This is a genomic window from Aquitalea sp. LB_tupeE (assembly GCF_013391415.1).
Lineage (GTDB): Bacteria > Pseudomonadota > Gammaproteobacteria > Burkholderiales > Chromobacteriaceae > Aquitalea.
The window spans coordinates 1-23046 of sequence record NZ_JACAXB010000039.1; the positions used below are offsets into that span (position 1 = coordinate 1).

Consider the following 23046-nt stretch of genomic DNA (forward strand, 5'->3'; position numbering starts at 1 on the left):
GGACGGGTCAGGGTTCAGGTTGATGCCGACAAAGCCGTAGTCCCGGATGCAGCGTTCCAGCTCGGGAATGGAGGTGGCGGGGTCCACGCCGGGCGATTGCGGCAGCATGGCCGCACCGATGAAATTGTCAGGGAACAGCTGGCTGACGCGGTAGCACAGCTCGTTACAGATGGCCGCCCAGGTGGACGAGGTGTTGAAGTCCCCGATGTGGTGGGCCATGAAGCTGGCGCGCGGGCTGAAGATGGTGAGGTCGGAGCCGCGTTGTTTCATCAGGCGCAGCTGGTTGCTTTCGATGGTGTCGCGCAGCTCGTCGTCGGAAATCTTCAGCTCGGAGGGCTTGGGGCCCAGTTCCGGGGTGGAGAGATTGTCGATCTGGCGTTTGCGCCACTCTTCCAGTGCCTTGGGGGCGGTGGTGTAGTGGCCGTGGATGTCGATGATCATGGTGTGATTCCTTGTTGTCTGGCCGCCGCCCGCCGGGCAGCGGCATGGCAATGCTCAGCCCTGCTTGTTCTGGTCCCAGGCCAGTGCACCGGCATCCTTGCCGGTGACCGAGTACAGCGCACCCGGTGCATTGCGGGTGGCCTGGAACTGTTCCAGTGTCTGGCCACGCATGGCGGCATAAATGTGCAGATTGGACACGCCCAGCACTGCACCCAGCTTTTCCAGGCCGAAGAAGATCACGCCGTAGCGGATCAGCGCATCCCAGTCGCGCCGCTCCAGCATGTCGGCTTCCTCGTCCGTCAACCCGGCCTTGGCATAGGCGGCTTGCGGGTCATTCAGGAACAGCTCGCGGTGCGCCGGATCAATCATGTCGCGCAGAAATTTGTTCAACCTGTAGGTGCGCAGGCTGGCTGCCAGCGTGAACGGGTGGGTACCGGTAAGGCTTTCCGCTCCGGCCAGTTCGCGTTCCATGGTGTGACGCAAGTCGGCGGTGCGCGGTTTGGGCAGCGGCAGGCTGGCGTTTTCGTAAATGGCGGTGGCAATGCCGGTCATGGACGGCAGGTAGTAAGTCTGGTGGATTTTCTTCACTTGTGATGACAGCGCGCCGCGCATGATCAGCCACATGATGACTTCCGCCCCTTCCATGCCCCCCAGCTCGGCATAGTCGGCCAGTGTCAGTCGGGTGAGTGCCTGCGGGTCTTTCTCGAACAAGTCCAGAAACTGCAAATCCCATTCCGGATTATTGAAGCCGCAGCGCGCGCCATGCACCTGGTGCGACAGGCCGCCGGTGGCGACGATGGCCACTTTCAGATCTTCCGGATAGCTTTCGATGGCATCGCGCAAGGCCTTGCCCAGTTTGTAACAGCGCGCGGCAGACGGCACCGGAAACTGCAACACCCCCACAGCCAGCGGCACGATGGGTACGTCCCAGTCGCTATTGCCGTTGTTGAGCATGGACAGTGGCGACAGGCAGCCGTGGTCCAGTTTCTTGTCCTGGAAGAAGGACATGTCGAATTCGGCCGCCATCAGGCTGGCACCGATATGACGTGATAGCGCGGCATGGCCGGCCACCGGCGGCAGATTGCGTGCGCCGCCCCCCTCGTCCGCCACGTCGTAACGCTGGTCTATACCCAGGGTGAAGGCGGAGTAATGGTCAAAGAAGAAAGACGTGACATGGTCGTTGTAAATCATGAACAGCACATCCGGCTTCTTCTCCGCCAGCCAGGCCTTGACCGGAGCAAAAGCCTCGAAGATGGGTGCCCATACCGGGTCGTCCTGCTTGTTGCGATCCACCGCAAAACCGATGGTGGGGGTATGGGAACAGGCGATGCCGCCAATGATGGTTGCCATATCAGGTCTGCCTTCTTGCGTATGTCAGAAACCGGCGGTACCTGCGGTACCGCCTTGGTTGAAAGGTGAAAGATGAACGTTGGAAATCAGGCTTGCGCGCGGCCTTGCAGGCTGCCGCCCAGAATGGACGCAGCAGCAATCACCGCCGGAATGGCCAGCGCCAGAAAGATGGACTCGAAGCCCCAGCCCTGGCTAAGCAGCACACCGCCGATTGACGAACCCAGAATGCTGCCCAGACGGCCTACACCCAGCATCCAGCTGACACCGGTAGCGCGGGCCATGGTGGGATAGCAGCCGGGGGCATAAGCGTTGAGGCCGGTTTGCGCGCCGCTCAGGCAGAAGCCGGTGGCAAGGATGGCCAGCATGATCCAGGCGGAGTTGAGGCCAACACTGCCCAGCACCAGCAGTGCCACGCCACCCAGCAGGTAGGACGCGCTGATCACGCGGCCCGGCTTGATGCGGTCCATGGCAAAGCCCACCGCAATGGCACCTACAGTGCCGCCCAGCTGGAACATCGCCGTCAGGGTGGAAGCGCGGTCAATCGAGATACCGGCGTCTTTCATCATGGTGGGCAGCCAGCTGGTGGTGAGGTAAATCACCAGCAGGCCCATGAAATAGGTCAGCCACAGGCTGAAGGTTTTCAGCGCATAGCCTTGCGAGAACAGCACGCCCAGCGGCTGCTTGGCGCTGACCGGGGCTTCTTGCGACACGAATACCTTGTAGCTGTCCAGACTCACCTGACACACGCGGGAGAGCAGCGGACGCACCCGCTCGGCCGGGGCATTCTTGCTCACCAGATAACGGGCGGATTCCGGCAGCAGGAAGAACATGAAGGGTAGCAGAATCAAGGGCATCAGCCCGCCAAAGGTCAGCACTGCCTGCCAGCCAAAGCGCGGGGTCAGCCAGGCGGCGGCAAAGCCGATAGCCGCCGAACCCAGGTTGAAACCGGTAAACATGGTGGCAATCACCGAGGAGCGGATGCGCTCCGGAATGTATTCTGATATCAGCGTGGTGGTATTGGGCATGGCGGCACCCAGCGCCAGGCCGGTGACAAAACGCAGTGTCGCCATGGCCTGCGGCGTGCTGGCATGTGCGGTGGCCAGTGTGGCTACGCCAAAACCCAGCACCGACCCTAGCAGCACCTTGCGACGGCCAAACCAGTCAGCAGAAGAGCCAGCCAGCAAGGCACCTACGGCCAGGCCGATAGGCGCGGCCCCCATCACCACGCCAAAAGCCGGGCGTGAAATATGCCACTCACCCAGAATGCTGGGCGCGACAAAACCCATGATGGCCACATCCATGCCATCCACGGCGACAATCAGAAAACACAGCACCACCAGCCCCCACTGGAAGGCTGACATCTTGCGTGCGTTGATGAACGCACGCACATCCAGTACTTCTGCCTGATTCATGAATCTCTCCTCCTGTTGCGTTGTTGCATTGTTGTAATACGACGAGCGTTAAGCGCGGATCGAGCCGCGTCCTGTGGTTTTTTATCTGGTGAAACGCAAGGCCGATCAGGCCGGGTTCGGCAGCAACACCTGGCCACGAAACAAGGGCCTGGCGGTACGAATCAGCGCGACTGCCGGGGCGCTGTCTGGCTGTGAAGTCAGGCGGATGGTGAATTCACCGGTGGGGTGTTCCACCGAAATGACGGTAGTGCCGGTATCCAGCACCACCAGATCACCGGCGACGGTGGCCGGGTCGGCGCAGGCGGTGGCCACGGACGCTGCCCCCAGCACGCCAATAGCGTCGTGGCATTTTTTCGGGATGAAGGTACGGGTATGAATGGCCCCGCCGTTAATCGGCGCGGCCAGCAGCGTCATCTTGGGGACCACCCGCTCGCTGACATCGCCCAGGCCCATGCGCGGGCCGATGACCAGGCGTATGGCTTCCAGCTCGCGCTTGAAGCTGGCGTTGGCGTCCAGCTCGGCCGGGCTTTCATAGCCGGTGATGCCCAGGTCGGCGGCACGCAGCAGCACCACCGGCATGCCGTTGTCGATACAGCTGACCGCCACCCCATTAACCACGTCCTGCGCCTGACCGGTGGGATACAGCGCGCCGCAGGAAGAACCGGCCACGTCGGCAAAACGCAGTTCGATGGCGGCAGCGCTGCCGGGTACGCCGCTGATGCGGGTATGGCCCTGATAGCTCACCTTACCGCCCGGGGTGGGCAGCACGGCTTCGCACAGCGATTTGGTGTTCACCATGTGAATGCGCACGCGGGTTTCGCCGTCGGTACAGGGCAGCAAGCCCTCTTCCAGCGCAAACGGCGCGACGGCGGCCAGGATATTGCCGCAGGTAGGTGCATAGTCGATGCGCTTGGCACCAATCACCAATTGGCCGAACAGGTAGTCGATATCGGCATCATCCCTGCTGGAGCGGGAAATAATGGCGATCTTGGTGGTCAGCGGATGCGCGCCACCAATGCCGTCGATCTGACGGGCATCAGTTCCGTCCATGGCCGCCAGCAACAGACGGTCGCGCTCGGCCGGGTCGGCGGGCAAATCCGCCGCGTGGAAGAACGCGGCCTTGGAAGTACCACCGCGCATCCATACGCAGGGCAGCGCCTGCAAAGCGCTGTAAGGTGCTGTCGTATCCATGTTTTTCCTCCGCATTTGCCTGGGCAGGCATCTTGTTCTGCCAACAATATATGCGGAGGAAAGACCGGCAACTTTGCCCCTTCGTGACCGTGCATTCTCATTTTGTGAGCAGTGCCGCGCACGCTTGGGCTAGCAGGGGTGGAGTGGATTAACGCTCAGGCAAGCAACATGTCGCCACGATTGATATGGTGGGCCGCGCGGTGCAAATGGGTGAGCAGATGGCGCACCACCGGGGCCAGCGTCAGCTCTTGCCGCACGATGGCACCCACTTGCAACGGCAGGCCAGGCTCGCTCAGGGCAATGGGCGAGATATAGCTGGCCAGCCAGGACTGGCGGGCAATCTGGCGGGGCAGCAGGGCCACGTAGTCGCCAGTGGACACCAGCGACAGCAAGGCCAGTGTGGAATTGACCAGCGCGCCTTGCTGCGGTGCTTCCAGACCATTGCGCTCGAACAGTGCCCGCGCATAACCGGCCCGGTGCTCGGTACCGGTATACACCCAGGGCGCTTGTTGCAAATCCTGCAGTGAGCACGCGTCCAGCCAGCGACTGCCCTTGCGTGCGGCCGGAATCATCTCGGTGTGCAGCAGGGGTTCGACATAAAACTCGCCCGCAGCCAGATCGTCCGGAATGCCGCCGACGGTGATATCCACCTCGCCGGTGCGCAGCTTTTGCAGTTGCGCCACATACAGTTCTTCGCTGATGCGCAACTGGATTTGCGGAAACGCGCGCACAAAGGTGCGCATGGCTTCGGGTATCAGCAACATCACCGCCAGCGGCACCGCGCCGATATGCAGCTTGCCCACCATATGGCCACCAATCTGGCTGATTTCATCGGCCGCCGCCTCGAGCTCATGCCGGGCCCGCACCGCGCGCTCATACAGCACCCGGCCCTGCGCGGTGGGCAATACCCCGCGCGAGGAACGCACCAGCAAGGGCGCGGCCAGCTCCAGTTCCAGCTCGCGAATCATCCGGGTGAGCGCCGGTTGCGAGCAGCCGATACGCCGCGCCGCCGCCCGCATGCTGCCCTCTTCCACCGCAGCAATCAGCGCGGCCAGTGTTGCCAGTTTCATTGCACTCCCTTAGTCAGGTGGTTCCGACTTGCCATTTTAGCGATCAGGAAAGCTGATCGCTGATACGGTTTTGGCATCTGCATCGAATAGCACCATAGCCGCAGAATGTGCAGCAAAGCAAAAAAACATGCCGGTCCGTCACGGGTGCGCCAAGCAAACGCCCGGTGGTCACGGCCAATGCATCGTTGGAGGAGAGACTCATGACCCACCCTGCCACCTGCGCGGACCGGGATGAGGTGTTGCGCTATCTGCGCGTGTTTCTGTCGGTGGCACACACCGGCAGCGTCACCCGTTCGTCCGAACAGATATTCAAGGCCGCCTCGGCCATCACCCGTGCGCTGACCCAGCTGGAAGACTTGCTGGGTGTCAGCCTGTTCGAGCGCCGCCCGCGCGGCATGCTGCTCAATGCCTATGGCGAAGCCGTGCACCGCCGCGCCTTGCGCATTCACAAGGAAATCCAGCAAGCGGCCACCGCACTGTGCCAGTTTCGTGGCAGCCGCATCGACCCGGCCCCGCTCACCCAGCTATTACTGGGTGGCAACAAGCTGCGCATTTTTGTCAGTCTGGCCGAACATGGCCAGCTGCACCCGGTCTGCCAGCAGCTGGGGCTGAGCAAATCCGGCATCAGCATGTCGCTGGCGCGGCTGGAAGAAGCCGTGGGCCAGCCGCTGCTGCAACGCATGACACAAGGCCTGGTGGTGACCGAAGCGGGCGAACAGCTGCTGCTGCATGCCAAGCGCGCCTTTGCCGAGCTGCGTCATATCGAGGCTGACTTGTCGGGGCTGCGGGGCAGCCTGTGCGGCACCATTTCCGTGGGTGCGCTGCCACTGTGCCGCACCAGCCTGCTGCCCTTGGCTATTGCCCGGCTGTTGCAGCGCTATCCCGGCCTGAAAATAAAGACCAGCGAAAGCCCGTTTGCCGAACTGGCCCGCGGCCTGCGCTGCGGCGATATCGATTTCATCTTCGGAGCCTTGCGTCAGGGCAATGAGGCGGCACCTTTTTACAGCGAAGCACTGTTTCAGGATCAGGTGGGCATTTTCTGCCGTCGTGGCCATCCACTGGCTCGCCTGCAACGCTCGGTAAGGCTGGCCGAATTGCAAGGCGCAGGCTGGATTCTGCCACGCGAAGAGTCCCCGGCCCGCCAGGCACTGGTGCGGGCCTTTCTGCGCACCGAGCTGCCCGTACCGGAACCGTCGGTGGAAAGTGGCGACCTGGCCGTGGTGCGCCAGTTGCTGGCACACAGCGAGCTGCTGACCGCATGCTCGGCACACCAGTTGCACATGGAGATTGCCAGCGGAGAGATTGTGCCGCTGGCTGTGGACCTGGGCGATACCAGCCGCAATATCGGTATTACCCAGCGGCTGGGCAGCTGCCCATCGCCCGCCATCGAAGCCTTGCTGGAGGAAATCCGCCAGCTGTGCGCCTGTCTGCCCGAAGAAGCCATGGCGGCCTGAGCTGCCCATAGCAAGATCCGCTGCAATGGAAAAGCGCTGCCGGTTTGACCGCGCAGCGCTTTTTTCATGCCTGATGCCACCCAGCCCAAGACAGAGCAAGGCAGCAGCAGGGTTTTGTTAGCCGTTCTATACCAGCCGCTCGTGAAAATCCGCCTCACCATGCCGCCAGTAAGCCGCCACTTTCACCCCTTCACGCGGCAGCTGTTTTTCCTCCAGCAATACCGTGCGTGCCTGACGCATCAGCCCACCCTCGCCTGCGCACCAGGCAAAACCATGACCCTCCGGAACCTGCCAGTTGCGCAAGGCCGTCAGCAAGGCCTCGTCATCGGTCAGCTGGGTAACTTGCCAGTGTGGCTGCTGTGGCAGCGACCAGCTTTCTGCACTGTCGCTGCGCAGCAACATCACCTCGACATGGGCGCTGGGTGGCAGCTCGGCCAGACGGCGACGGATGGCCGGCAGGGACGAGGCATCGCCCACCAAAAGGTGCCAGTCCTGCTGCGCTGGGATAATCATCGAGCCCTTGGGCCCGGCGATGACGGCCTGCATGCCCTCGGAGGCCTGCTGCGCCCAGCTGGCGGCGGCACCATGACCATGCAGCGCGAATTCCAGCGTCAGCTGTCCATGCTCTGCTGTGGCGGACAGCGGGGTGTAGTCGCGCATCACGGTATTGCCAGCGGCATCCTGAAAGATGAACTTGATGTGGTCGTCAAACGACTGCGACTGAAAACCCTGCAATGTATCGCCGGTAAAGGTAATGCGGGCAAAGCCGTCTCCGGTTTTTTCTACCTTGCTGACGGTGACTTGGCGCTTGGCCAGTTCATATCTGACCCGTTCGATGCGGTGTTGCGGCAAAATAGTCGTCATGGCGACTCCAATTGATTGATAATATCACCTAATATGCAAAATAAAGTTGACTTTGTCAACAATGTTGACGACACCGCCGAGCAGATTTTCGAGGCCATCCACACCCTGATGCATCAATACCGTTCGCGCCAGTTTGCTGCGATCCGGGACGATGCACTGGGCCTGACCCATATGGAAGGCAAGGTGCTGGGTTATTTCTGCCGCCATCCGGGCCACACCCAGAGCGACCTCGCCCAGCACTCCGGGCGCGACAAGGCCCAGCTCACCCGGCTGATAGCCCGCCTGAAAGAAGCCGGGCTACTGGAAGCCCGCGCCGATGCGCAGGACCGGCGCAGCATGCGTCTGTACCTGACCGAGGCCGGTCAAACGCTGCATGCCACCTTGCATCAGCATGGCCGACTGCTGGCCACCCGCGCCATGCAGGGCATAGCACCCGAGCAGGCCGAGGCTTTGCTGCAAGCCTTACAGCACATCCGCCACAACCTGGAGCAGGACAGCCCGGACAAGTCCAGTGACAAGCATTGCGACAAGACCTGAACACATGAAAAAACGGCCCCGAGGGGCCGTTGACATTTTTACCGCTTGCTGCCAAACCCTCAGCTCTTGGGCAGGCCGGGCGGATTGGTGCGGGATTCGCTCACTGCTTCGGCGCTCAAGCCCCAGCGGCTGAGTACCTTGGCGTAATTGCCGTTGGCAATCTGGGTATTGATGATTTTGGTAATGGCTGCGGCCAGGCCGGAGTCCTTGCGGGTGGTGACGGCAATGTCCGCCGTCAGCGGCCAACCGCCAGAGAAGGTACCCGCCAGACGTACCTTGCCGGTACGCGCTGCTTCCAGTGCATAGATGGCATTGGGGCCCAGCCAGGCATCGGCACGGCCGGACTGCAAGGCTACGCGGGCCACGGCTTCATCATCAAAATACAGAGCCTGCAACGGCTTCAGGCCGGCAGCCTCGTTTTTCTTGTTCCATTCCAGCAGGATCTGCTCCTGATTGGTGCCCGCGCCCACAATCACCTTCAGCCCGGCGGTGTCCTTGGGTTCATTGATTTTCAGCTTGCTGCCCGCCTTGGTGTAAAAGCCAAGCAAATCCTTGCGGTAGGTGGAGAAATCAAATTTCTCCTTGCGCGCTTCGGTGACGGTGACGTTGGAAATCACCGCATCGTACTTGCCGGACTGCAGGCCCAGCGGCCAGTCGGCCCAGGCGACGTTCACCAGCTCCAGCTTGCGGCCCAGGCCATCGGCCACCAGACGGGAGATGTCCGGGTCGGCCCCGATGATGGTTTTGGAGTCGCTGGCAAAGCCGCCCAGCGGCAAAATGCCACCGGCAATCGCCACCACGAAGGTCTTGTCCTTGACGAAGTGGACATCCTTGGACAGCAGTTTGATGGCCTCTGGCACCGGACGGCCCTTGGGCTGGCCTTTTTGCTCCGGGCTCAGGTCGATGCTGCTGGCGGCATGGCCAAACAGCGGGGCCAGCAGGGCAAGGCTGAGGGCGGCCAGTACGGTACGGCGCGGCAGATGGGTGTTACGCGACATGGTGTTTTCCTTGTTGTGGTCTTGCTTGTGGTCGTGACGGTGTGTGAAAAATGTTTTATTCATGGCAAATGTTTTACCCATGACCCTAGAGCACGCGGGCCAGGAATTCTCGGGTACGTTGCTGCTGTGGTTGGCGCAATACCTGCTCCGGGCTGCCGCTTTCCACGATGCGGCCCTGCTCCATGAACACCACGGTATCGGCCACTTCACGGGCAAAGCCGATTTCATGAGTGACGATGATCAGCGTGGTGCCGGAACGTGCCAGCTCCTTGATGACGTCCAGCACTTCCTGCACCAGCTCCGGGTCCAGTGCCGAGGTGGGTTCGTCAAACAGCAGCACCTTGGGACGCAGCGCCAGCGCACGGGCAATGGCCACGCGCTGTTGCTGGCCGCCGGACAGCTGGCGCGGCCAGGCATCGGCCTTGTCGGCCAGCCCTACCCGCTTGAGCAGCAGGCGCGCCTGGGCTTCGGCCTCGGCCCGGCTCAGGCCGCGCAGGGCGATGGGTGCTTCAATCAGGTTTTGCAGCACAGTCAGATGGGGAAACAGGTTGAAGTGCTGGAACACCATGCCCACTTCCACCCGGCGTTGCAGGATGTCTTTTTCCTTCAGTTCGTGCAGCGAGTTGCCCTGCTGACGGTAGCCGATCAACTCACCATCAATGGCAATGAATCCGCCATCCACCCGCTCCAGATGATTGATGCTGCGCAGCAAGGTGGACTTGCCCGAACCGGACGGCCCGATGATGACGGTGACGCTGCCCGGTGGAACGGTTAGCGACACTGCATCCAGCACCTGCTGGTGGCCATAGCGCTTGCTGACGGCATGGATGGCCACTTCTCCGCCCTTGACGGCAGGCAGCTCGGTCAGCGCAGCAGGCGGTGCCTCCGTGGCCGGGCCAGTGGCGCTGACAGGCCACCAGCGCTGGCGGGCACGCTGCCACAGCGACTGTGGCTGCTGGCGCAATGCGCCACGGGCATAGTGCCGCTCCACCTGCACCTGCACGGTGGACAGTACGGTGAGGATGATCAGGTACCACACGGTGGCCACCATCAGCAGCGGAATCACTTCCAGATTGCGGTGGTACACCACCTGGATGGTGTAGAACAGCTCCGGCAACGCCAGGATGTAGACATTGGCCGTGCCCTTGGCGAGGCCAATGATGTCATTGAAGGCAGTGGGCAAAATGGTGCGCATGGCCTGTGGCAGCACGATGCGGAAAATCTGCCGTCCGCGTGGCAGGCCCAGCGCAGCGGCGGCCTCCAGCTGGCCCTGCTCCACCGACAAGATGCCGCCACGGATGATTTCCGCCGAGAATGCCGCCTGGTTCAGGCTCAGGCCCAGTACCGCTGCGGCAAAGGGGCTGATCAGCTCGGTGGTGGAATAGCTGAACCAGTTGATGCCGGTATACGGCACACCGATATTGATGGTTTCGTACAGATAGCCCAGGTTGTTGAGGATCAGCAGCAGCACGATCAGCGGAATGGAGCGGAACAGCCAGATATAGCTCCACGACAGGCTGGCCAGCAGCGGCGAACGCGATACCCGCGCCAGTGCCAGCACCGTGCCCAGCACTGACCCCAGCACCGTGCCGATGGCGGTCAGCAGCAAGGTGCGGCCCAGGCCTTCCAGCACCGGGGCGGCCAGAAACCACTCGGCAAACACCGGCCAGCCCCAGCGCGGATTGGTGGCCACCGAACTGACAATGGCAGCCAGCAACAGCACCGCCAGCACACTGCCGGCAATGCGCGCCGGGTAACGTGCCGGGATGATGCGCAACCCGGCATAGCGGTTGCTGCCGCTGGTTTCTGCTGCTGCAGGCTCGTTTGCCTGCCGTGGCAGCGGGTGCGGATGACTGAAGGCGATATCGCCGACTTCGGTAATTTCACTCATGATGTCTTGTCCTGTGCAAAAGCCGTGGTGGGTGGTCGGCAAGCAAGTCGAAGCGGTTTCAAACGGCAATGCCAGCCAGTTCTGTCAAGTAGCCAGGATGGGATTGCACACTGGCCTGGCGTGGCACTGCCTTGGTAAACGCCAGGGTGCGCAAGGCTTCCAGATCACCCTCTGGGTCGAACTGCGCCTGATAGCCATGACGCAGGTAGAGCCCGACCGCCTCCGGCTGGCGGCATCCGGTGGTCAGGTAAATCTGGCGGTAGCCCTGGCGCTGGCACTGCGCTTCCAGCTCCTGCAACACCAGCCCGGCCAGACCCTGACGGCGGAACTGGCTGTGGGTCCAGATGCGCTTGAATTCGGCAGTGTGCTCATCCAGCCGCTTGAAGGCCCCGCCGGCAATTGCCTGCCCCTGCTGCAGCAGCAACAGGAAGTTGCCATGTGGCGGAGCAAAGGCTGCTGGCGGATAGCGCTGCATTTCCTCTGCCGCACCGCCGGGGCTGAACAGGTCGCCGTAGCGTGCGTCGTATTCCTGCGTCAGCTCGGCCAGCATCACGCTGGCGCGCGGATCGGTGGTGGTGGTGTAAACAAAGTAGTCACGCATGTGCTCGGTCCATTGCGATGTGTGTCTGGCTGTCGCTTGTTATGTGGCCGCCTGTGGCAGCGGCAGGTAGCGCTCTGCCAGGGCCACCCAGTAGCTGGCAGCCAGCGGCAGGATGGCGTCGTTGAAGTCGTAGCGCGGGTTGTGCAGACCGGCACTGTCGCCATTGCCGAAAAACACGAAGCTGCCGGGACGCGCCTGCAACATGAAGGCAAAGTCCTCGCTGGCGGTGCGTGGGCGGAAAGCCTCTTCCACCCGTGCCGCGCCCAGCGTGTCCTGCGCGACTTCACGCGCCAGCGCGGTTTCTGCCGGGTGATTGCACACCGGCGGGAAGCCCAGGCGGTAATCCACTTCGGCGCGTGCGCCAAAGCTGGCCGCCTGAGCCTCCACCAGTGCCGGTACACGCTGTTGCAGCAGGCTGCGCACTTCCGGGCGGAAGGTGCGCGCCGTCAGCTTCAGCTCCACGCTGTCCGGAATCACATTGGACGCATGGCCGCCGTGGATGCTGCCCACGGTGAGCACGCCCATGTCCAGCGGGTCGACATTGCGTGACACCACCGATTGCAGCGCGGTAATCACGTGGGCACTCACCAGCACCGGGTCCACCGTGTTATGCGGCTCGGCCCCATGGCCGCCCTTGCCGTGCACGGTGATGTGCGCCTGATCCACCGAGGCCATGGCCGGGCCTTCGATGCAGCCGATATGGCCGCAACTCACCCCGGGCCAGTTGTGCAGGCCAAACACCGCATCGCAGGGGAAGCGCTCGAACAAGCCTTCTTCCAGCATGCGCCGTGCGCCACTGCCGGTTTCTTCCGCCGGCTGGAAAATCAGCTGCAAGGTGCCGTCAAACTGGCCGTGCAGCGCCAGGAAGCGAGCGGCAGCCAGCAAAATGGCGGTGTGGCCGTCATGCCCGCAGGCATGCATCACGCCTGGATTCTGGCTGGCATACGGCAGGCCGGTGGCCTCGTGGATGGGCAGCGCATCCATGTCGGCGCGCAGGCCGAGCGAACGCTCGCTGCTGCCACGGCGCAAGCTGCCCACCACCCCGGTGCCGGCAATGCCGGTAGTCACCTGGTAGCCCCACTGCTGCAACAGCGCGGCCACCTTGCCGGCGGTGCGATGTTCGGCAAACGCCAGTTCCGGGTGCTGGTGCAGGTCGCGCCGCAGGGCGACGAATTCGGCATTGGCAGCCGCAATGCCGGTTTCAATCTGCAGGCTGCGCGGCAACACGGCGCTGTCTATTGCTGCATTCATCAGGCCACCTGCTGCTGGCTGCTATCGTCAGCCGCTTGCTGGTAACGGCTTTCCTTGCGCGGCAGACCCAGATGGTCGCGCAGGGTGCGTCCTTCCAGCTGGCGCGTGAAGCGTCCGCTCTTTTCCAGCACCGGCAGCACATGGGTGATGAAGTCATCCAGCCCTTCGGCCACTACCGGGAAGCCCAGGATGAAACCGTCGGCCGCGCCTTCGTCCACCCAGCGGATGATTTCTGCCGCCACTTTTTCACCGCTGCCGACAAAGTTGCTGCGCGGGGTAGCCACTTCCAGCGCCACCTGGCGCAGGGTCAGGCCATGCTCACGGGCACGGGCCTTGATCTGGTCGGTGGTGGAGCGGAAGCTGTTGCGTCCGATATCGCCCAGCTCCGGGAAGGCCTCGTCCAGCGGGTACTGCGTAAAGTCATGGTGGTCGAAGAAGCGGCCCAGATAAGCCAGTGCGTCGTCGATGGTGAGCAGTTGCTGGATGATGCGAAACTTGGCTTCGGCCTCGGCATCGGTGGCGGCTACCACCGGCGCAATACCGGGGAAGATTTTCACATCGTCTGCCTGGCGGGCATGCAGCACCGCGCTGGTTTTCACCTTACGCAGGAAGTCGCGGGTTTCCTCGATGGACGGCGAATGGGTAAACACCGCGTCGGCATACTTGCCCGCCAGGCCAATACCGGCATCGGAAGAACCGGCCTGGAAAATCACCGGCTGGCCTTGCGGCGAGCGGCTGATGTTGAGCGGACCGGCCACCTGGAAGAAACGCCCCTTGTGGTTCAGCGTGTGCAGCTTGTCCTTGTCGAAGAACTGGCCGGTTTCACGGTTACGCGGCAAGGCGTCGTCGTCCCAGCTGTCCCACAAGCCCTGGGTGACTTGCAGGTATTCGTCGGCAATTTCATAACGCAGGCTGTGCTCCGGGTGCGGACGGCTGTAGTTGAGCGCCGTGCCCTCCAGCGGGGTAGTCACCACATTCCAGCCGGCGCGGCCGCCACTGATCAGGTCGAGCGAGCCGAACTGACGCGCCACGGTAAACGGGTCGCTGTAGGAGGTGGACACGGTGCCGGCCAGGCCGATCTTGCGTGTCACGCTGGCCAGCGCCGACAGGATGGAAATCGGCTCGAAACGGTTCAGGAAGTGCGGAATCGATTTTTCATTGATGTACAGGCCGTCCGCCACGAAGGCAAAGGCAATGCCGTTGGCTTCGGCCTTTTGCACGGTGTCGATATAAAACTGCAGGTTCACGCTGGCATCCTCCGGGCCGCTGGGGTGTTTCCAGGCGTGCATGTGACCACCAGCGCCGTGCAGCATGATGCCGAAAGTAATGGGTTTGCTCATGTTCAGCTCCAAATAGGTTGATCAGTACGGTCAGGCGGCCAGCGGCTCGCGCGCTTCGGCCAGCAGGGCAATGGAGGCGCGGCGCAGTGCAAACTGGGCCACAGGGATATCGATGATGAATTCGCGGATGCCATAGCTCTGGTGCAGGGAATCCAGTTCGGCGCGCACATCACCGGCAGTACCGGCAATCACGTGCGGGTGCTTTTCTTCCAGCTGGTACTGGCTGCTGCCAGCCTGGCGGGCAAACTCCTCGGCGGCTTCGCGGCTGGGCACGTTGACGCTGCGGCCATCTTCCAGCGTCACCTTGAACAGCTTCAGCTCCCCCACCAGCGCCTGTGCCTGTTCGCGGGTTTCCGCCACAAAGGCATACAGCGCCAGCGCGGGCACCTTGCCGGTCCACTGGCGATACACCGCGATGGATTGCTGGATATTCAACGGGTCGCCGTTAAAGTGGCCGGCATAGGCAAAATCCCAGCCCAGGCGGGCAGCCAGCCGGGCGCTGTCCGGGCTGCCGCCCAGCAGGAAGCGGCCCGGTGTGATGGGCGGCTGTGGCGTGGCCTTGGCACCGGCCAGCGGGTGACCTTCCGGCTGACCTTCGTTGAGGAAGGCATTCAGTTCGGTGAGCTGGGCGGTGAAATCTGGCTTGAGCGCGGCATCGTGATAATTCTGCAGGGCACGGGTGCTGAACGGCAGGCCGCCGGGGGCCTTGCCCACGCCCAGGTCCACCCGGCCCGGTGCCAGTGCCGCCAGCAGGTTGAAGGTTTCCGCCACTTTGTAGGGGCTGTAGTGCTGCAGCATGACGCCGCCACTGCCCACGCGGATGCGGCTGGTATGCGCCAGGATGTGGGAGATCAGCACTTCGGGCGCGGAACTGGCCAGCAGCGGCGTGCTGTGGTGTTCGGCCACCCAGAAACGGTAATAGCCCAACTGCTCTGCCAGCTTGGCCAGCGCCACGGTATTGGCCAGCGCATCGGCCGCGGTAGCGCCCGGCGGAATCGGGCTTTTATCCAGGATGGACAGGGAGTATGACATTTGTGTGCACCGTGTAATTGACGCCACAAAATCTATGCCCAGCCTATTTGAAGATCAATCAAATTAAATTGATATGCTTATCCGCGCAGCTTATTCATTTTTCTGCAAATTCCAATAAAAAATTGACTTAGCAATATTCAGCAAAAAGCCATGAAAAACAAATCAATCCGAATAAAACCTGCAAAAACAGTTTGATTTGTTAATCATTTTTTATTGATTAATAAAACGGGAACAATACGGAAGAATAGCCAACAGCCGAAACCCGCCACCCTGGCAACGGCTGCTTGTCCGACCAACCGATTTCCTGTGAACACATCATGAAAATAAAACTGCTCACCCTGGCTATTGCTGCTACTCCCTTGTTTGCCCATGCCGATGACGGCGTAACCATTTACGGCAAGATTGCTGGCGACATTTCCAGCGTCCGTAGTTACACCGCTACTGGCAGCCAGAGTTCTGTACACGTAGACGACAATACCTCGCGTATCGGCTTCAAGGGTTCGGAAAATCTCGGTAATGGCCTGACTGCCATCTGGCAGGTGGAAAACCGCCTCCACGTGGATGGCAGCGGTACCGACACCTTTGCCAGCCGTGACACCTTCATCGGCCTGCAAACCGAATACGGCAAGCTGCGCCTGGGTCGCCTGTCCGACTACGCCAACCTGGACATGGAATATATCGATCCGGGTGCTTACAGCGGCGTAGGCGGCCAGCTGTATTCCACCCGTCTGGACGGTCGCCTGAACAATGCCGTGCGCTACGACAGCCCCAACCTGGCCGGTTTCAGCTTTACCACCACCTGGGCGGCAGACGAGAAACGCGCCAATGACAGTAATGGCCAGCCCACCAATAACCAGGTATTCAACCTGGGCCTGAGCTACGAACAGGCCGGTTACTTTGCCAAGTTCAGCTATGAAACCAAGGGGGATGCCAAACAGGTGAACTCATCGGCCCAGACCGGCGCGGTGAAAAACTGGTGGCGTGTGGAAGCGGGCTATATCAGCGACCCCATCTATCTGGCTTTGGGTTTCCAGACGGTCAACGGTTATCTGGGCGTTTCCAGCAGCAAGTTTGTTGACAGCCCGGGCGTGGTTTACAACGTCAACGTGCTGAACACCCGCCTGGCCGCCAGCGGCCAGAGCGTGAGCGCCTCGGCCTCCGGCCAGGATGTGAAGACGCGTGAAGCCGTACTCACCTTCGGCTACAACGTAGGTGCCTGGCTGCCTTATGTCTCGCTGACCAAGGGCTACGACGTGGAAATCGGTGGCAGCAACGTCGACAAGACCGGCTACACCCAATATGTGCTGGGCACGGTATACAACCTGTCCAAACAAACACGTGCTTATGCCTCATATGGCCGCGTCAACTGGGGTGGCAATGGTGTAAACAGTGAAAGCTCGCTCAACCTGGCCCTCGCCAAATACTTCTAAGTGACATGCCCCGCCTCCCGGCGGGGTTCTTGCTGCCACTCCATTTTTACCGCGAAAGATAGTGATGAGCCGCGACACCCTGTTTTTGCTGGAGCCCGGATTCACCCGGCCCGACCATCCGGCCGACCAGCGCTTTGTCTGCCCGCACAGCAATCTGCTGGAAGGCCTGCTAGCCGTACAACCGGCACTGACCGAGCGCATTGAAATACATCACCTGCCATTTCCACGCCCGCGCCAGCCGGTAATTGACTTGCTGGGCGAAGAAAACCAGAGCCTGCCGGTGCTGATACTGGACCCGGCCAGCCCGCTGCCCGCCAATGCCAAACAGCATGCCGGGCGGCACTTCCTGCAAGACGCCCGGCAGATCGCCGATTATCTGGCCCAGCAACATGGTGCCTATCGTCTGTAACCCCTTGCCACCCGAAAGCACATCATGGGAATCAAACGCCTGAACCACGCGGTGCTGTATGTCAGCGATGTTGCCGACAGCGCCCGCTTCTACCAGCAAGTACTGGGGTTTAACCCCTCTCCCGGCCCGCAGCCGGAAAAAGCCTTCTTTGCCCAGGCGGCCGAATCGGACAACCATCACGACCTGGCCTTGTTCGCCCGCAATCAGGGCCAGCAACGCGCTGGCGTGTTCAGCGCACGCGGTGAAACCCCGGGGGCCAACGAGCCGCCGGCCGGCCTGTACCACCTGGCGTGGGAAGTGGATACCCTGCTGGAACTCAAGCGCATCCGCGACCAGTTGCAGGCGCTGGGCAAGCTGGGCCTGGAAGAAGACCACGGTTTGTTCAAGAGCGTGTACGGCCACGACCCGGACGGACTGCTGTTTGAAGTCAACTGGTTCCTGCCCGCCGATGCCATTCGCGACGCGGATCGTGACATCCGCACCGCGCCACTGGACTGGGAGCGTGAACTGGCGCGCTTTGCCAGCCACTAGGCCGCACGCAGGACAGCGGCTTGTTGCCTGCGCGGCCCGCTGTCCTGCCAAACAGGGATTGCGCCGGGATGGCGCTATGCAGCAAGATGGACAGCCCGCCTGTTTATGGAGTCTTGCCGCATGATCAGCCATCTTGACCACCTGGTCCTCACCACCGCCCGCCTGGATGACTGCCTGGCTTTTTACTGTGACGGCCTGGGCATGACGCTGGAAAAATTCATTGGCGGCACGCCGCCGGTGGAACGACTGGCGCTGAAGTTTGGCACGCAGAAAATCAATATCCACGTAAAGGGCAAGGAGTTCGAGCCCAAGGCTGCGCTGCCCACCCCCGGTGCACTGGACCTGTGCTTCATTGCCAGCCAGCCGCTGGACGCGGTAATTGCCAATCTGCAAGAAAAAGGGCTGACCATCATTGAAGGCCCGGTAGGCCGTACCGGTGCCACCGGCAAAATCCGCTCGGTTTACCTGCGCGACCCGGACGAAAACCTGATCGAAATTTCCGAATACCTGTCCTGACAGGCCAGCTATCCGGCCCCTCTCAGACTGTCTCCTGCCAGCGCTGGCGTATGGTTTCCAGCTCGGCCCGCAAGCCGAGGAAACAGGCCGCCAGCGCCGGGTCAAAATGCTTACCCGCTTCGCTTTCAATCAGCGCAAACGCTTCGTCCACCGTCCACGCATGTTTGTAGGGCCGCTTGCTGGTCAGCGCGTCAAACACATCGGCAATAGCCACAATACGCGCCGCCAGCGGAATGGCTGCGCCCTGCAGACCCTGCGGATAGCCCGTGCCATCCCAGCGTTCGTGATGACCGAGCGCAATGGTGGCAGCCATCTGCAACAGGCTGGATTTGTCTTCACCAATGATGCGGGCACCGATTTCGGCATGGCTGCGCATGATGTTCCACTCATCCGCGTCCAGCTTGCCCGGCTTGAGCAGGATGGCATCCGGAATGCCGATCTTGCCGATATCGTGCATGGGCGCGGCATTGAGCAACTCGTCGGCAAAGCGCTCGCCATAACCGGCGGCCAGCGCCAGCAGCCGCGAGTAATGGCTCATGCGGATTACATGCAGGCCGGTTTCGTTATCCTTGAATTCGGCCGCCCGCCCCAGCCGCTGGATGATCTGCAGCCGGGTTTCCACCAGTTCCTCCACCCGCACCAGTGACAGATGGGTACGTACCCGCGCCAGTACGATGGGCGGGCTGACCGGCTTGCTGATGTAGTCCACGGCACCGGCGGCAAAGCCTTCCGCTTCGTCCTTGCTGTCACTCAGCGCCGTCACGAAAATCACCGGCAGCGCCGCCGTCTGCGGGTTTTGTTTGAGCTGGCGGCATACTTCCAGCCCGGTCATGCCGGGCATCATCACGTCCAGCAGGATCAAATCTGGCGTAGAAGACGCCGCCAGTTGCAGGGCTTTTTCGCCATCGCGGGCAAACAGCAGGCGGTAGTGGTCCTGCAGGATATGGCGCAAGACTTGCAGATTATTCGGCTCGTCATCCACCAGCAGCAGGCAGGGGCGCGTGTCTTCGATAGGGCTCATGGTGCTTCCGTTTCTCCGGCGGCGTCCGGCATCAGTGCATGCGCAGCCTGCAAGGCTGCATCAAAATCAAAATCATCCAGCGCAGCCTGCAAGGCGTGCAAGCTGGCGGCGGGCAATAATGCGGCCAAGGCCTGCATGGCTTCGTCGTCCAGGCTGGCTTGCCCGCAAGCTGCCATCACCCGTTGCAGCCAGGGCCGGGCGGCGGCAGGCAATGGCGCGGCTGTGCTGTCTGCCACCTCAGTGACAAGCGCTGTGCCGGATGCAGGCAAGGCGGCGGCCAGGCCAGCCATGATGGTATCGATGGCCTCGGCCTGCGCCGGGCTGCAGGCCGCGGCTTGCTCCACCCCGGCCAGCTGTTGCTGCAATTGTGCCAGGCCCAGGTTGGCCGCCAGCCCACGCAAGCGGTGCGCTTGTTGGCGACAGCTGACGGCATCGGCGTCTGCCAGCGCAGCCAGCTGCGCTTGATTGTCGGCCAGGAAACGGCGAATACGCTCCACCAGTACCTCACGCTCGCCCCAGCGCGCCAGTGCGCCGTCCCAGTCGATGAGCGCCAATTGTTGACTGTTGCTGCGACTGACATCGGCCACCGCGCCGGACAGGCCGGTGACGCGGGCAATTTCCTGCCGCAGGCTGGCCATGTCCAGCGGCTTGACGGCAAAGCCGTTCATGCCCGCCGCTTCGGCATCCTTGCGGTCCTGACTGAGCACGCTGGCAGTCAGTGCAATCACCGGCGTGGGCGGCTGTCCGCTGTGCGCTTCTTGTGCACGCAGTTGGCGGGTGGCTTCCAGTCCGTCCACTTCCGGCATCTGCACGTCCATCAGCACCACATCAAAGCGCTGGTCCGCGTGCAGGGCCACCGCCTCGGCCCCGCCACCAGCGGTGGTCACCTGCAAGCCTTCACGTTGCAGCATCAGTTGCAGCAGTTCCAGGTTTTCCGGCACATCATCCACCGCCAATACCCGTAACGGCGGCAAGGCCAGCGTTGGTGTTGCGGTGCCGGGCTGCTGACTGCCACAGGCGGCTTGCAGCGGCAGGCTGATGTCAAACGTGGTGCCCACACCCAGCTGGCTGCGTACCCCGATGCTGCCGCCCATCAGCTCCACCAGCTGGCGGGCAATGGTGGTGCCAAGCCCGGTCCCGCCAAAGCGGCGCGCCATGCTGGCATCCGCCTGGCTGAACGGGGCGAAGATGCTGTCCAGACGGTCTGGCGCAATGCCGATGCCGCTGTCACTGACCGAGATGTGTAAGCGATCGGCCTGACAGCGCACCTGCAGCACCACCTGGCCGTGCTCGGTAAACTTGACGGCATTGCCCAGCAAGTTGGTGAGGATTTGCCGCATGCGCAATACGTCGCCATATAGCAGATCCGGGCAGTCCGCCGCATAGTCCAGCTGCAATACCAGTTGTTTGTCGCGCGCTTGCAGGGCAAAGGCATCCACCAGTTGCTGGCACAGCTCGTGCAGCGCGTAGTCGGCCTCGTCCAGCTCCAGCGCACCACGTTCCAGCTTGGCGGTGTCCAGCACGCCGTTGAGCAGGCCCAGCAACGCCCGGGCGGACTGATTGATGGTTTGCAGGTGACGGCGCTGCTCCGGCTGCAAGTTGCCATCCAGCAGCAATTGGGCAAAGCCGATGATGGCATTCATCGGGGTGCGGATTTCATGACTCATATTGGCCAGGAACATGCCTTTGGCGGCGGAGGCCTGCTCGGCGCGGTCGCGCGCGGCCATCAGGTCTTGCTCCATATGCTTGCGGTCGGTCACGTCGCTGGCCAGTTTCACCACTTTGCAGGGCTTGCCGTCCAGATCCAGAATCGGGTTGTACACCGCCTGAATCCATACCTGGCGGCCATCCTTGCCTTGACGCAGGAATTCACCACTCTGAAACTGCCCGGCACGCAAGCCGGACCAGAAGGTCTGGTAAGCGCTGGATGCCACTTCCTCCGGCTGGCACAGCACGCGGTGGTGCCTGCCTTGCAGCTCGTCCAGCCGGTAGCCGGTAAGTGCCAGAAAGCTGTCATTGGCGGTGAGGATATGGCCGCTCATGTCGAACTCCACCACCGCCAGCGCCTGACGGATGGCATACACCACGCCCTCGTATTCCGCCGCACGCAGGCGGCTGTCGGTGATGTCTATCATCACCCCGTCCAGCCACTGCGGCTGCTCGTCCAGGTCAAACACAATGCCGGCACTTTCCGACACCCAGCGCTCGCCACCCGCCATGTGAAACAGCCGGTACTCCACCACATAGGAATGCCTGTCGCGAACCGCCTGGCTTACGGTATCGCGCACGCGCTGGACATCGTCCGGGTGCATGATGGACAGCAGGCTGATACTGCCATCGACAAAGCTGGCCGCCGGCCAGCCGCACAGTTCGCTAATGCTGTCGCTGATGAAAATCTTGCTCCAGTCCTGATCCACCCGGCTGCGAAAAGCCACTCCGGGCATATTGTCAATCAGGGTGCGGTACTGGCTTTCGCGCAGTTTGAGTTCGCGCTCCATGGCCGTGCGTTCGCTGATGTCGGTGACAAAGCCGACAAACATCGGCTCGCGCCCGGTATCCACCCGGCCTACCGCCAACCGGATGGGAAACACCGAGCCGTCCTTGCGCCGCGCGCTGACTTCGCGCCCCACACCGATTACCCGGGCATCACCCGTTTGCAGGTAATGCGCCAGATAAGCATCGTGACCGGAGCGGTAAGGCTCGGGCATCAGCATATTGATATTGCGGCCCACCAGCTCGGCGGACTGCCAGCCAAACATCAACTCGGCCGCCCGGTTCATTTCCAGCACCCGGCCACGGGCATCCATGCTGATGATGCCGTCCACCGCGGTATCCACCACCGCCTGCAAGCGCGCCTCGCCTGCGGATTTTTCCGCCGCCAGCTGGCGGTAGCGCAGCAGGGCATTACCCGCCAGCACCAGCACCCCGGCACACAGGGTGAGCAAGGCCACCACGGCAGCCATCTTGCCGTTTTCCGCCATTACCCGGCCTGCCGGCTCTGCCACGCCGATGAAACGGGCCGACAGCATGCCGCTGTAGTGCATGCCGGCAATGGCAAAACCCATGATGCAACCGGCCAGCAGATTGGTTCTGCCCTCGCCCAGGCGGGCCAGCTGGCGCAGGCCGAAGCGTATCCATAGCGACAGGGTGGCCAGCAAAATGGCAATCAGCAGCGAAAACACGAACCAGCCCGGCGCATAACGCAGGATGGGCGCCATCTGCATGGCCGCCATGCCGGTGTAGTGCATGCCGCCTATCCCCGCCCCCACCAGCAGGCCGCCCAGCAACAATTGCGGGCGGCTGACCCGGGGGGAGGCCAGCATATTGAGCGTCACCCAGGAAGCACAGAAGGCAGGCAGGATGGATAGCAAGGTTAATGGCAGGTCGTATCGCACCGAAGTGCACAAATCAAAGGCCAGCATGCCGACGAAATGCATGGCCCAGATGCCGATGCCCTGGAACAAGGCACCGCTGAGCAGCGCCATCTGGCGCTGGCTGCGCGACAGTGTGCGCGCAGCCAGCCCAGCCATGAACAGGGTGACCACCGAGGTGACAATGGCCACCAGTATGGACAGGGCTACCAGCCAGGGCTGATAGATGCCGGGCAATAGCGGCAGTGTGCGGCTGTCGGTAAAGATGAAAAAAGCGTCAAGCATGCGGCAGAGCCTGGTCGGGGTGAGATAGTGGCCACGTACCCATATTGTGGC

General features: G+C 62.1%; 20 protein-coding genes and 1 pseudogene. 6 read left to right on the top strand and 15 right to left on the bottom strand.

Annotated features, from left to right (window positions below; all coding sequences use genetic code 11):
- From HWX34_RS19320 to HWX34_RS19340, 5 genes are all read right to left on the bottom strand, one after another.
- Positions 1 to 441: amidohydrolase family protein (locus HWX34_RS19320; RefSeq protein ID WP_178973804.1), on the bottom strand; the 441-nt coding region annotated here is incomplete at its 3' end.
- 54 nt (positions 442 to 495) lie between these two features.
- On the bottom strand, positions 496 to 1791 hold the full coding sequence (locus HWX34_RS19325; RefSeq protein ID WP_178973805.1) for a gallate dioxygenase: 1296 nt from the start codon (positions 1789 to 1791) through the stop codon (positions 496 to 498).
- Between the two features lie 86 nt (positions 1792 to 1877).
- Positions 1878 to 3203, bottom strand: coding sequence for an aromatic acid/H+ symport family MFS transporter (locus HWX34_RS19330; protein ID WP_178973806.1), 1326 nt, complete (start codon positions 3201 to 3203; stop codon positions 1878 to 1880).
- Between the two features lie 105 nt (positions 3204 to 3308).
- On the bottom strand, positions 3309 to 4394 hold the full coding sequence (locus HWX34_RS19335; RefSeq protein WP_178973807.1) for a 4-oxalomesaconate tautomerase: 1086 nt from the start codon (positions 4392 to 4394) through the stop codon (positions 3309 to 3311).
- Between the two features lie 155 nt (positions 4395 to 4549).
- A complete protein-coding gene (locus HWX34_RS19340) occupies positions 4550 to 5464 on the bottom strand; it encodes a LysR family transcriptional regulator (RefSeq protein ID WP_178973808.1) in 915 nt (304 codons plus the stop codon).
- A 200-nt stretch (positions 5465 to 5664) separates the two neighbouring features.
- Here HWX34_RS19340 and HWX34_RS19345 point away from each other — a divergent pair, with 200 nt between their 5' ends.
- The gene (locus HWX34_RS19345; RefSeq protein WP_178973809.1) at positions 5665 to 6918 is read left to right on the top strand and encodes a LysR family transcriptional regulator; all 1254 of its coding nucleotides are present in this window, start codon (positions 5665 to 5667) and stop codon (positions 6916 to 6918) included.
- A 126-nt stretch (positions 6919 to 7044) separates the two neighbouring features.
- On the opposite strand, the gene HWX34_RS19350 is transcribed toward HWX34_RS19345, so the two are convergent.
- Positions 7045 to 7782 (bottom strand): siderophore-interacting protein, encoded by a 738-nt coding sequence (locus HWX34_RS19350; RefSeq protein WP_178973810.1) that lies wholly within the window; start codon positions 7780 to 7782, stop codon positions 7045 to 7047.
- Positions 7783 to 7815: 33 nt separating this feature from the next.
- Between HWX34_RS19350 and HWX34_RS19355 the strand changes: the two genes are divergently transcribed.
- Positions 7816 to 8319, top strand: coding sequence for a MarR family winged helix-turn-helix transcriptional regulator (locus tag HWX34_RS19355; protein ID WP_178973811.1), 504 nt, complete (start codon positions 7816 to 7818; stop codon positions 8317 to 8319).
- Positions 8320 to 8378: 59 nt separating this feature from the next.
- Here the strand turns inward: HWX34_RS19355 and HWX34_RS19360 are convergent, their stop codons facing one another.
- The 7 genes and pseudogenes from HWX34_RS19360 to HWX34_RS19385 form a co-directional block, all read right to left on the bottom strand.
- Positions 8379 to 9380 carry an ABC transporter substrate-binding protein gene (locus tag HWX34_RS19360; RefSeq protein WP_218645262.1) on the bottom strand — a complete coding sequence of 334 codons (1002 nt, stop codon included), beginning with the start codon at positions 9378 to 9380 and terminating at the stop codon, positions 8379 to 8381.
- A 22-nt stretch (positions 9381 to 9402) separates the two neighbouring features.
- On the bottom strand, positions 9403 to 10185 hold the full coding sequence (locus HWX34_RS21130) for an amino acid ABC transporter ATP-binding protein (RefSeq protein WP_370459796.1): 783 nt from the start codon (positions 10183 to 10185) through the stop codon (positions 9403 to 9405).
- Between the two features lie 132 nt (positions 10186 to 10317).
- Positions 10318 to 11208: pseudogene (locus HWX34_RS21425) on the bottom strand (amino acid ABC transporter permease); the annotation flags it as partial.
- Positions 11209 to 11266: 58 nt separating this feature from the next.
- Positions 11267 to 11809 carry a GNAT family N-acetyltransferase gene (locus HWX34_RS19370; protein WP_178973813.1) on the bottom strand — a complete coding sequence of 181 codons (543 nt, stop codon included), beginning with the start codon at positions 11807 to 11809 and terminating at the stop codon, positions 11267 to 11269.
- 39 nt (positions 11810 to 11848) lie between these two features.
- A complete protein-coding gene (locus HWX34_RS19375) occupies positions 11849 to 13060 on the bottom strand; it encodes a M20 aminoacylase family protein (protein WP_178973814.1) in 1212 nt (403 codons plus the stop codon).
- Positions 13060 to 14400 (bottom strand): LLM class flavin-dependent oxidoreductase, encoded by a 1341-nt coding sequence (locus HWX34_RS19380; RefSeq protein WP_178973815.1) that lies wholly within the window; start codon positions 14398 to 14400, stop codon positions 13060 to 13062. Before HWX34_RS19380 ends, HWX34_RS19375 begins: the two co-directional genes overlap by 1 nt.
- A gap of 30 nt (positions 14401 to 14430) precedes the next feature.
- Complete coding sequence (locus tag HWX34_RS19385; RefSeq protein WP_178973816.1) at positions 14431 to 15432, bottom strand: LLM class flavin-dependent oxidoreductase; 1002 nt, start codon at positions 15430 to 15432, stop codon at positions 14431 to 14433.
- 317 nt (positions 15433 to 15749) lie between these two features.
- Here HWX34_RS19385 and HWX34_RS19390 point away from each other — a divergent pair, with 317 nt between their 5' ends.
- The 4 genes from HWX34_RS19390 to HWX34_RS19405 all read left to right on the top strand — a co-directional run bounded on the left by HWX34_RS19390 (position 15750) and on the right by HWX34_RS19405 (position 18318).
- Complete coding sequence (locus tag HWX34_RS19390; RefSeq protein WP_178973817.1) at positions 15750 to 16862, top strand: porin; 1113 nt, start codon at positions 15750 to 15752, stop codon at positions 16860 to 16862.
- A 64-nt stretch (positions 16863 to 16926) separates the two neighbouring features.
- On the top strand, positions 16927 to 17271 hold the full coding sequence (locus tag HWX34_RS19395; RefSeq protein WP_178973818.1) for a DUF3088 domain-containing protein: 345 nt from the start codon (positions 16927 to 16929) through the stop codon (positions 17269 to 17271).
- A 24-nt stretch (positions 17272 to 17295) separates the two neighbouring features.
- Positions 17296 to 17802 carry a VOC family protein gene (locus HWX34_RS19400; RefSeq protein WP_178973819.1) on the top strand — a complete coding sequence of 169 codons (507 nt, stop codon included), beginning with the start codon at positions 17296 to 17298 and terminating at the stop codon, positions 17800 to 17802.
- Between the two features lie 120 nt (positions 17803 to 17922).
- The gene (locus HWX34_RS19405) at positions 17923 to 18318 is read left to right on the top strand and encodes a VOC family protein (RefSeq protein ID WP_178973820.1); all 396 of its coding nucleotides are present in this window, start codon (positions 17923 to 17925) and stop codon (positions 18316 to 18318) included.
- Positions 18319 to 18340: 22 nt separating this feature from the next.
- Here the strand turns inward: HWX34_RS19405 and HWX34_RS19410 are convergent, their stop codons facing one another.
- Both HWX34_RS19410 and HWX34_RS19415 read right to left on the bottom strand, forming a co-directional pair.
- Positions 18341 to 19339 carry a two-component system response regulator gene (locus HWX34_RS19410; protein WP_178973821.1) on the bottom strand — a complete coding sequence of 333 codons (999 nt, stop codon included), beginning with the start codon at positions 19337 to 19339 and terminating at the stop codon, positions 18341 to 18343.
- Complete coding sequence (locus tag HWX34_RS19415; RefSeq protein WP_178973822.1) at positions 19336 to 22995, bottom strand: PAS domain S-box protein; 3660 nt, start codon at positions 22993 to 22995, stop codon at positions 19336 to 19338. The genes HWX34_RS19410 and HWX34_RS19415 overlap by 4 nt, the downstream gene beginning before the upstream one ends.
- Positions 22996 to 23046: the final 51 nt, after the last annotated feature.

Bases quoted from the DNA above. Each gene is read 5' to 3' on its own strand.
- HWX34_RS19325 (WP_178973805.1), bottom strand. From the start codon at position 1,791: ATGGCAACCATCATTGGCGGCATCGCCTGTTCCCATACCCCCACCATC.
- HWX34_RS19330 (WP_178973806.1), bottom strand. From the start codon at position 3,203: ATGAATCAGGCAGAAGTACTGGATGTGCGTGCGTTCATCAACGCACGC.
- HWX34_RS19335 (WP_178973807.1), bottom strand. From the start codon at position 4,394: ATGGATACGACAGCACCTTACAGCGCTTTGCAGGCGCTGCCCTGCGTA.
- HWX34_RS19340 (WP_178973808.1), bottom strand. From the start codon at position 5,464: ATGAAACTGGCAACACTGGCCGCGCTGATTGCTGCGGTGGAAGAGGGC.
- HWX34_RS19345 (WP_178973809.1), top strand. From the start codon at position 5,665: ATGACCCACCCTGCCACCTGCGCGGACCGGGATGAGGTGTTGCGCTAT.
- HWX34_RS19350 (WP_178973810.1), bottom strand. From the start codon at position 7,782: ATGACGACTATTTTGCCGCAACACCGCATCGAACGGGTCAGATATGAA.
- HWX34_RS19355 (WP_178973811.1), top strand. From the start codon at position 7,816: ATGCAAAATAAAGTTGACTTTGTCAACAATGTTGACGACACCGCCGAG.
- HWX34_RS19360 (WP_218645262.1), bottom strand. From the start codon at position 9,380: ATGAATAAAACATTTTTCACACACCGTCACGACCACAAGCAAGACCAC.
- HWX34_RS19370 (WP_178973813.1), bottom strand. From the start codon at position 11,809: ATGCGTGACTACTTTGTTTACACCACCACCACCGATCCGCGCGCCAGC.
- HWX34_RS19375 (WP_178973814.1), bottom strand. From the start codon at position 13,060: ATGAATGCAGCAATAGACAGCGCCGTGTTGCCGCGCAGCCTGCAGATT.
- HWX34_RS19380 (WP_178973815.1), bottom strand. From the start codon at position 14,400: ATGAGCAAACCCATTACTTTCGGCATCATGCTGCACGGCGCTGGTGGT.
- HWX34_RS19385 (WP_178973816.1), bottom strand. From the start codon at position 15,432: ATGTCATACTCCCTGTCCATCCTGGATAAAAGCCCGATTCCGCCGGGC.
- HWX34_RS19390 (WP_178973817.1), top strand. From the start codon at position 15,750: ATGAAAATAAAACTGCTCACCCTGGCTATTGCTGCTACTCCCTTGTTT.
- HWX34_RS19395 (WP_178973818.1), top strand. From the start codon at position 16,927: ATGAGCCGCGACACCCTGTTTTTGCTGGAGCCCGGATTCACCCGGCCC.
- HWX34_RS19400 (WP_178973819.1), top strand. From the start codon at position 17,296: ATGGGAATCAAACGCCTGAACCACGCGGTGCTGTATGTCAGCGATGTT.
- HWX34_RS19405 (WP_178973820.1), top strand. From the start codon at position 17,923: ATGATCAGCCATCTTGACCACCTGGTCCTCACCACCGCCCGCCTGGAT.
- HWX34_RS19410 (WP_178973821.1), bottom strand. From the start codon at position 19,339: ATGAGCCCTATCGAAGACACGCGCCCCTGCCTGCTGCTGGTGGATGAC.
- HWX34_RS19415 (WP_178973822.1), bottom strand. From the start codon at position 22,995: ATGCTTGACGCTTTTTTCATCTTTACCGACAGCCGCACACTGCCGCTA.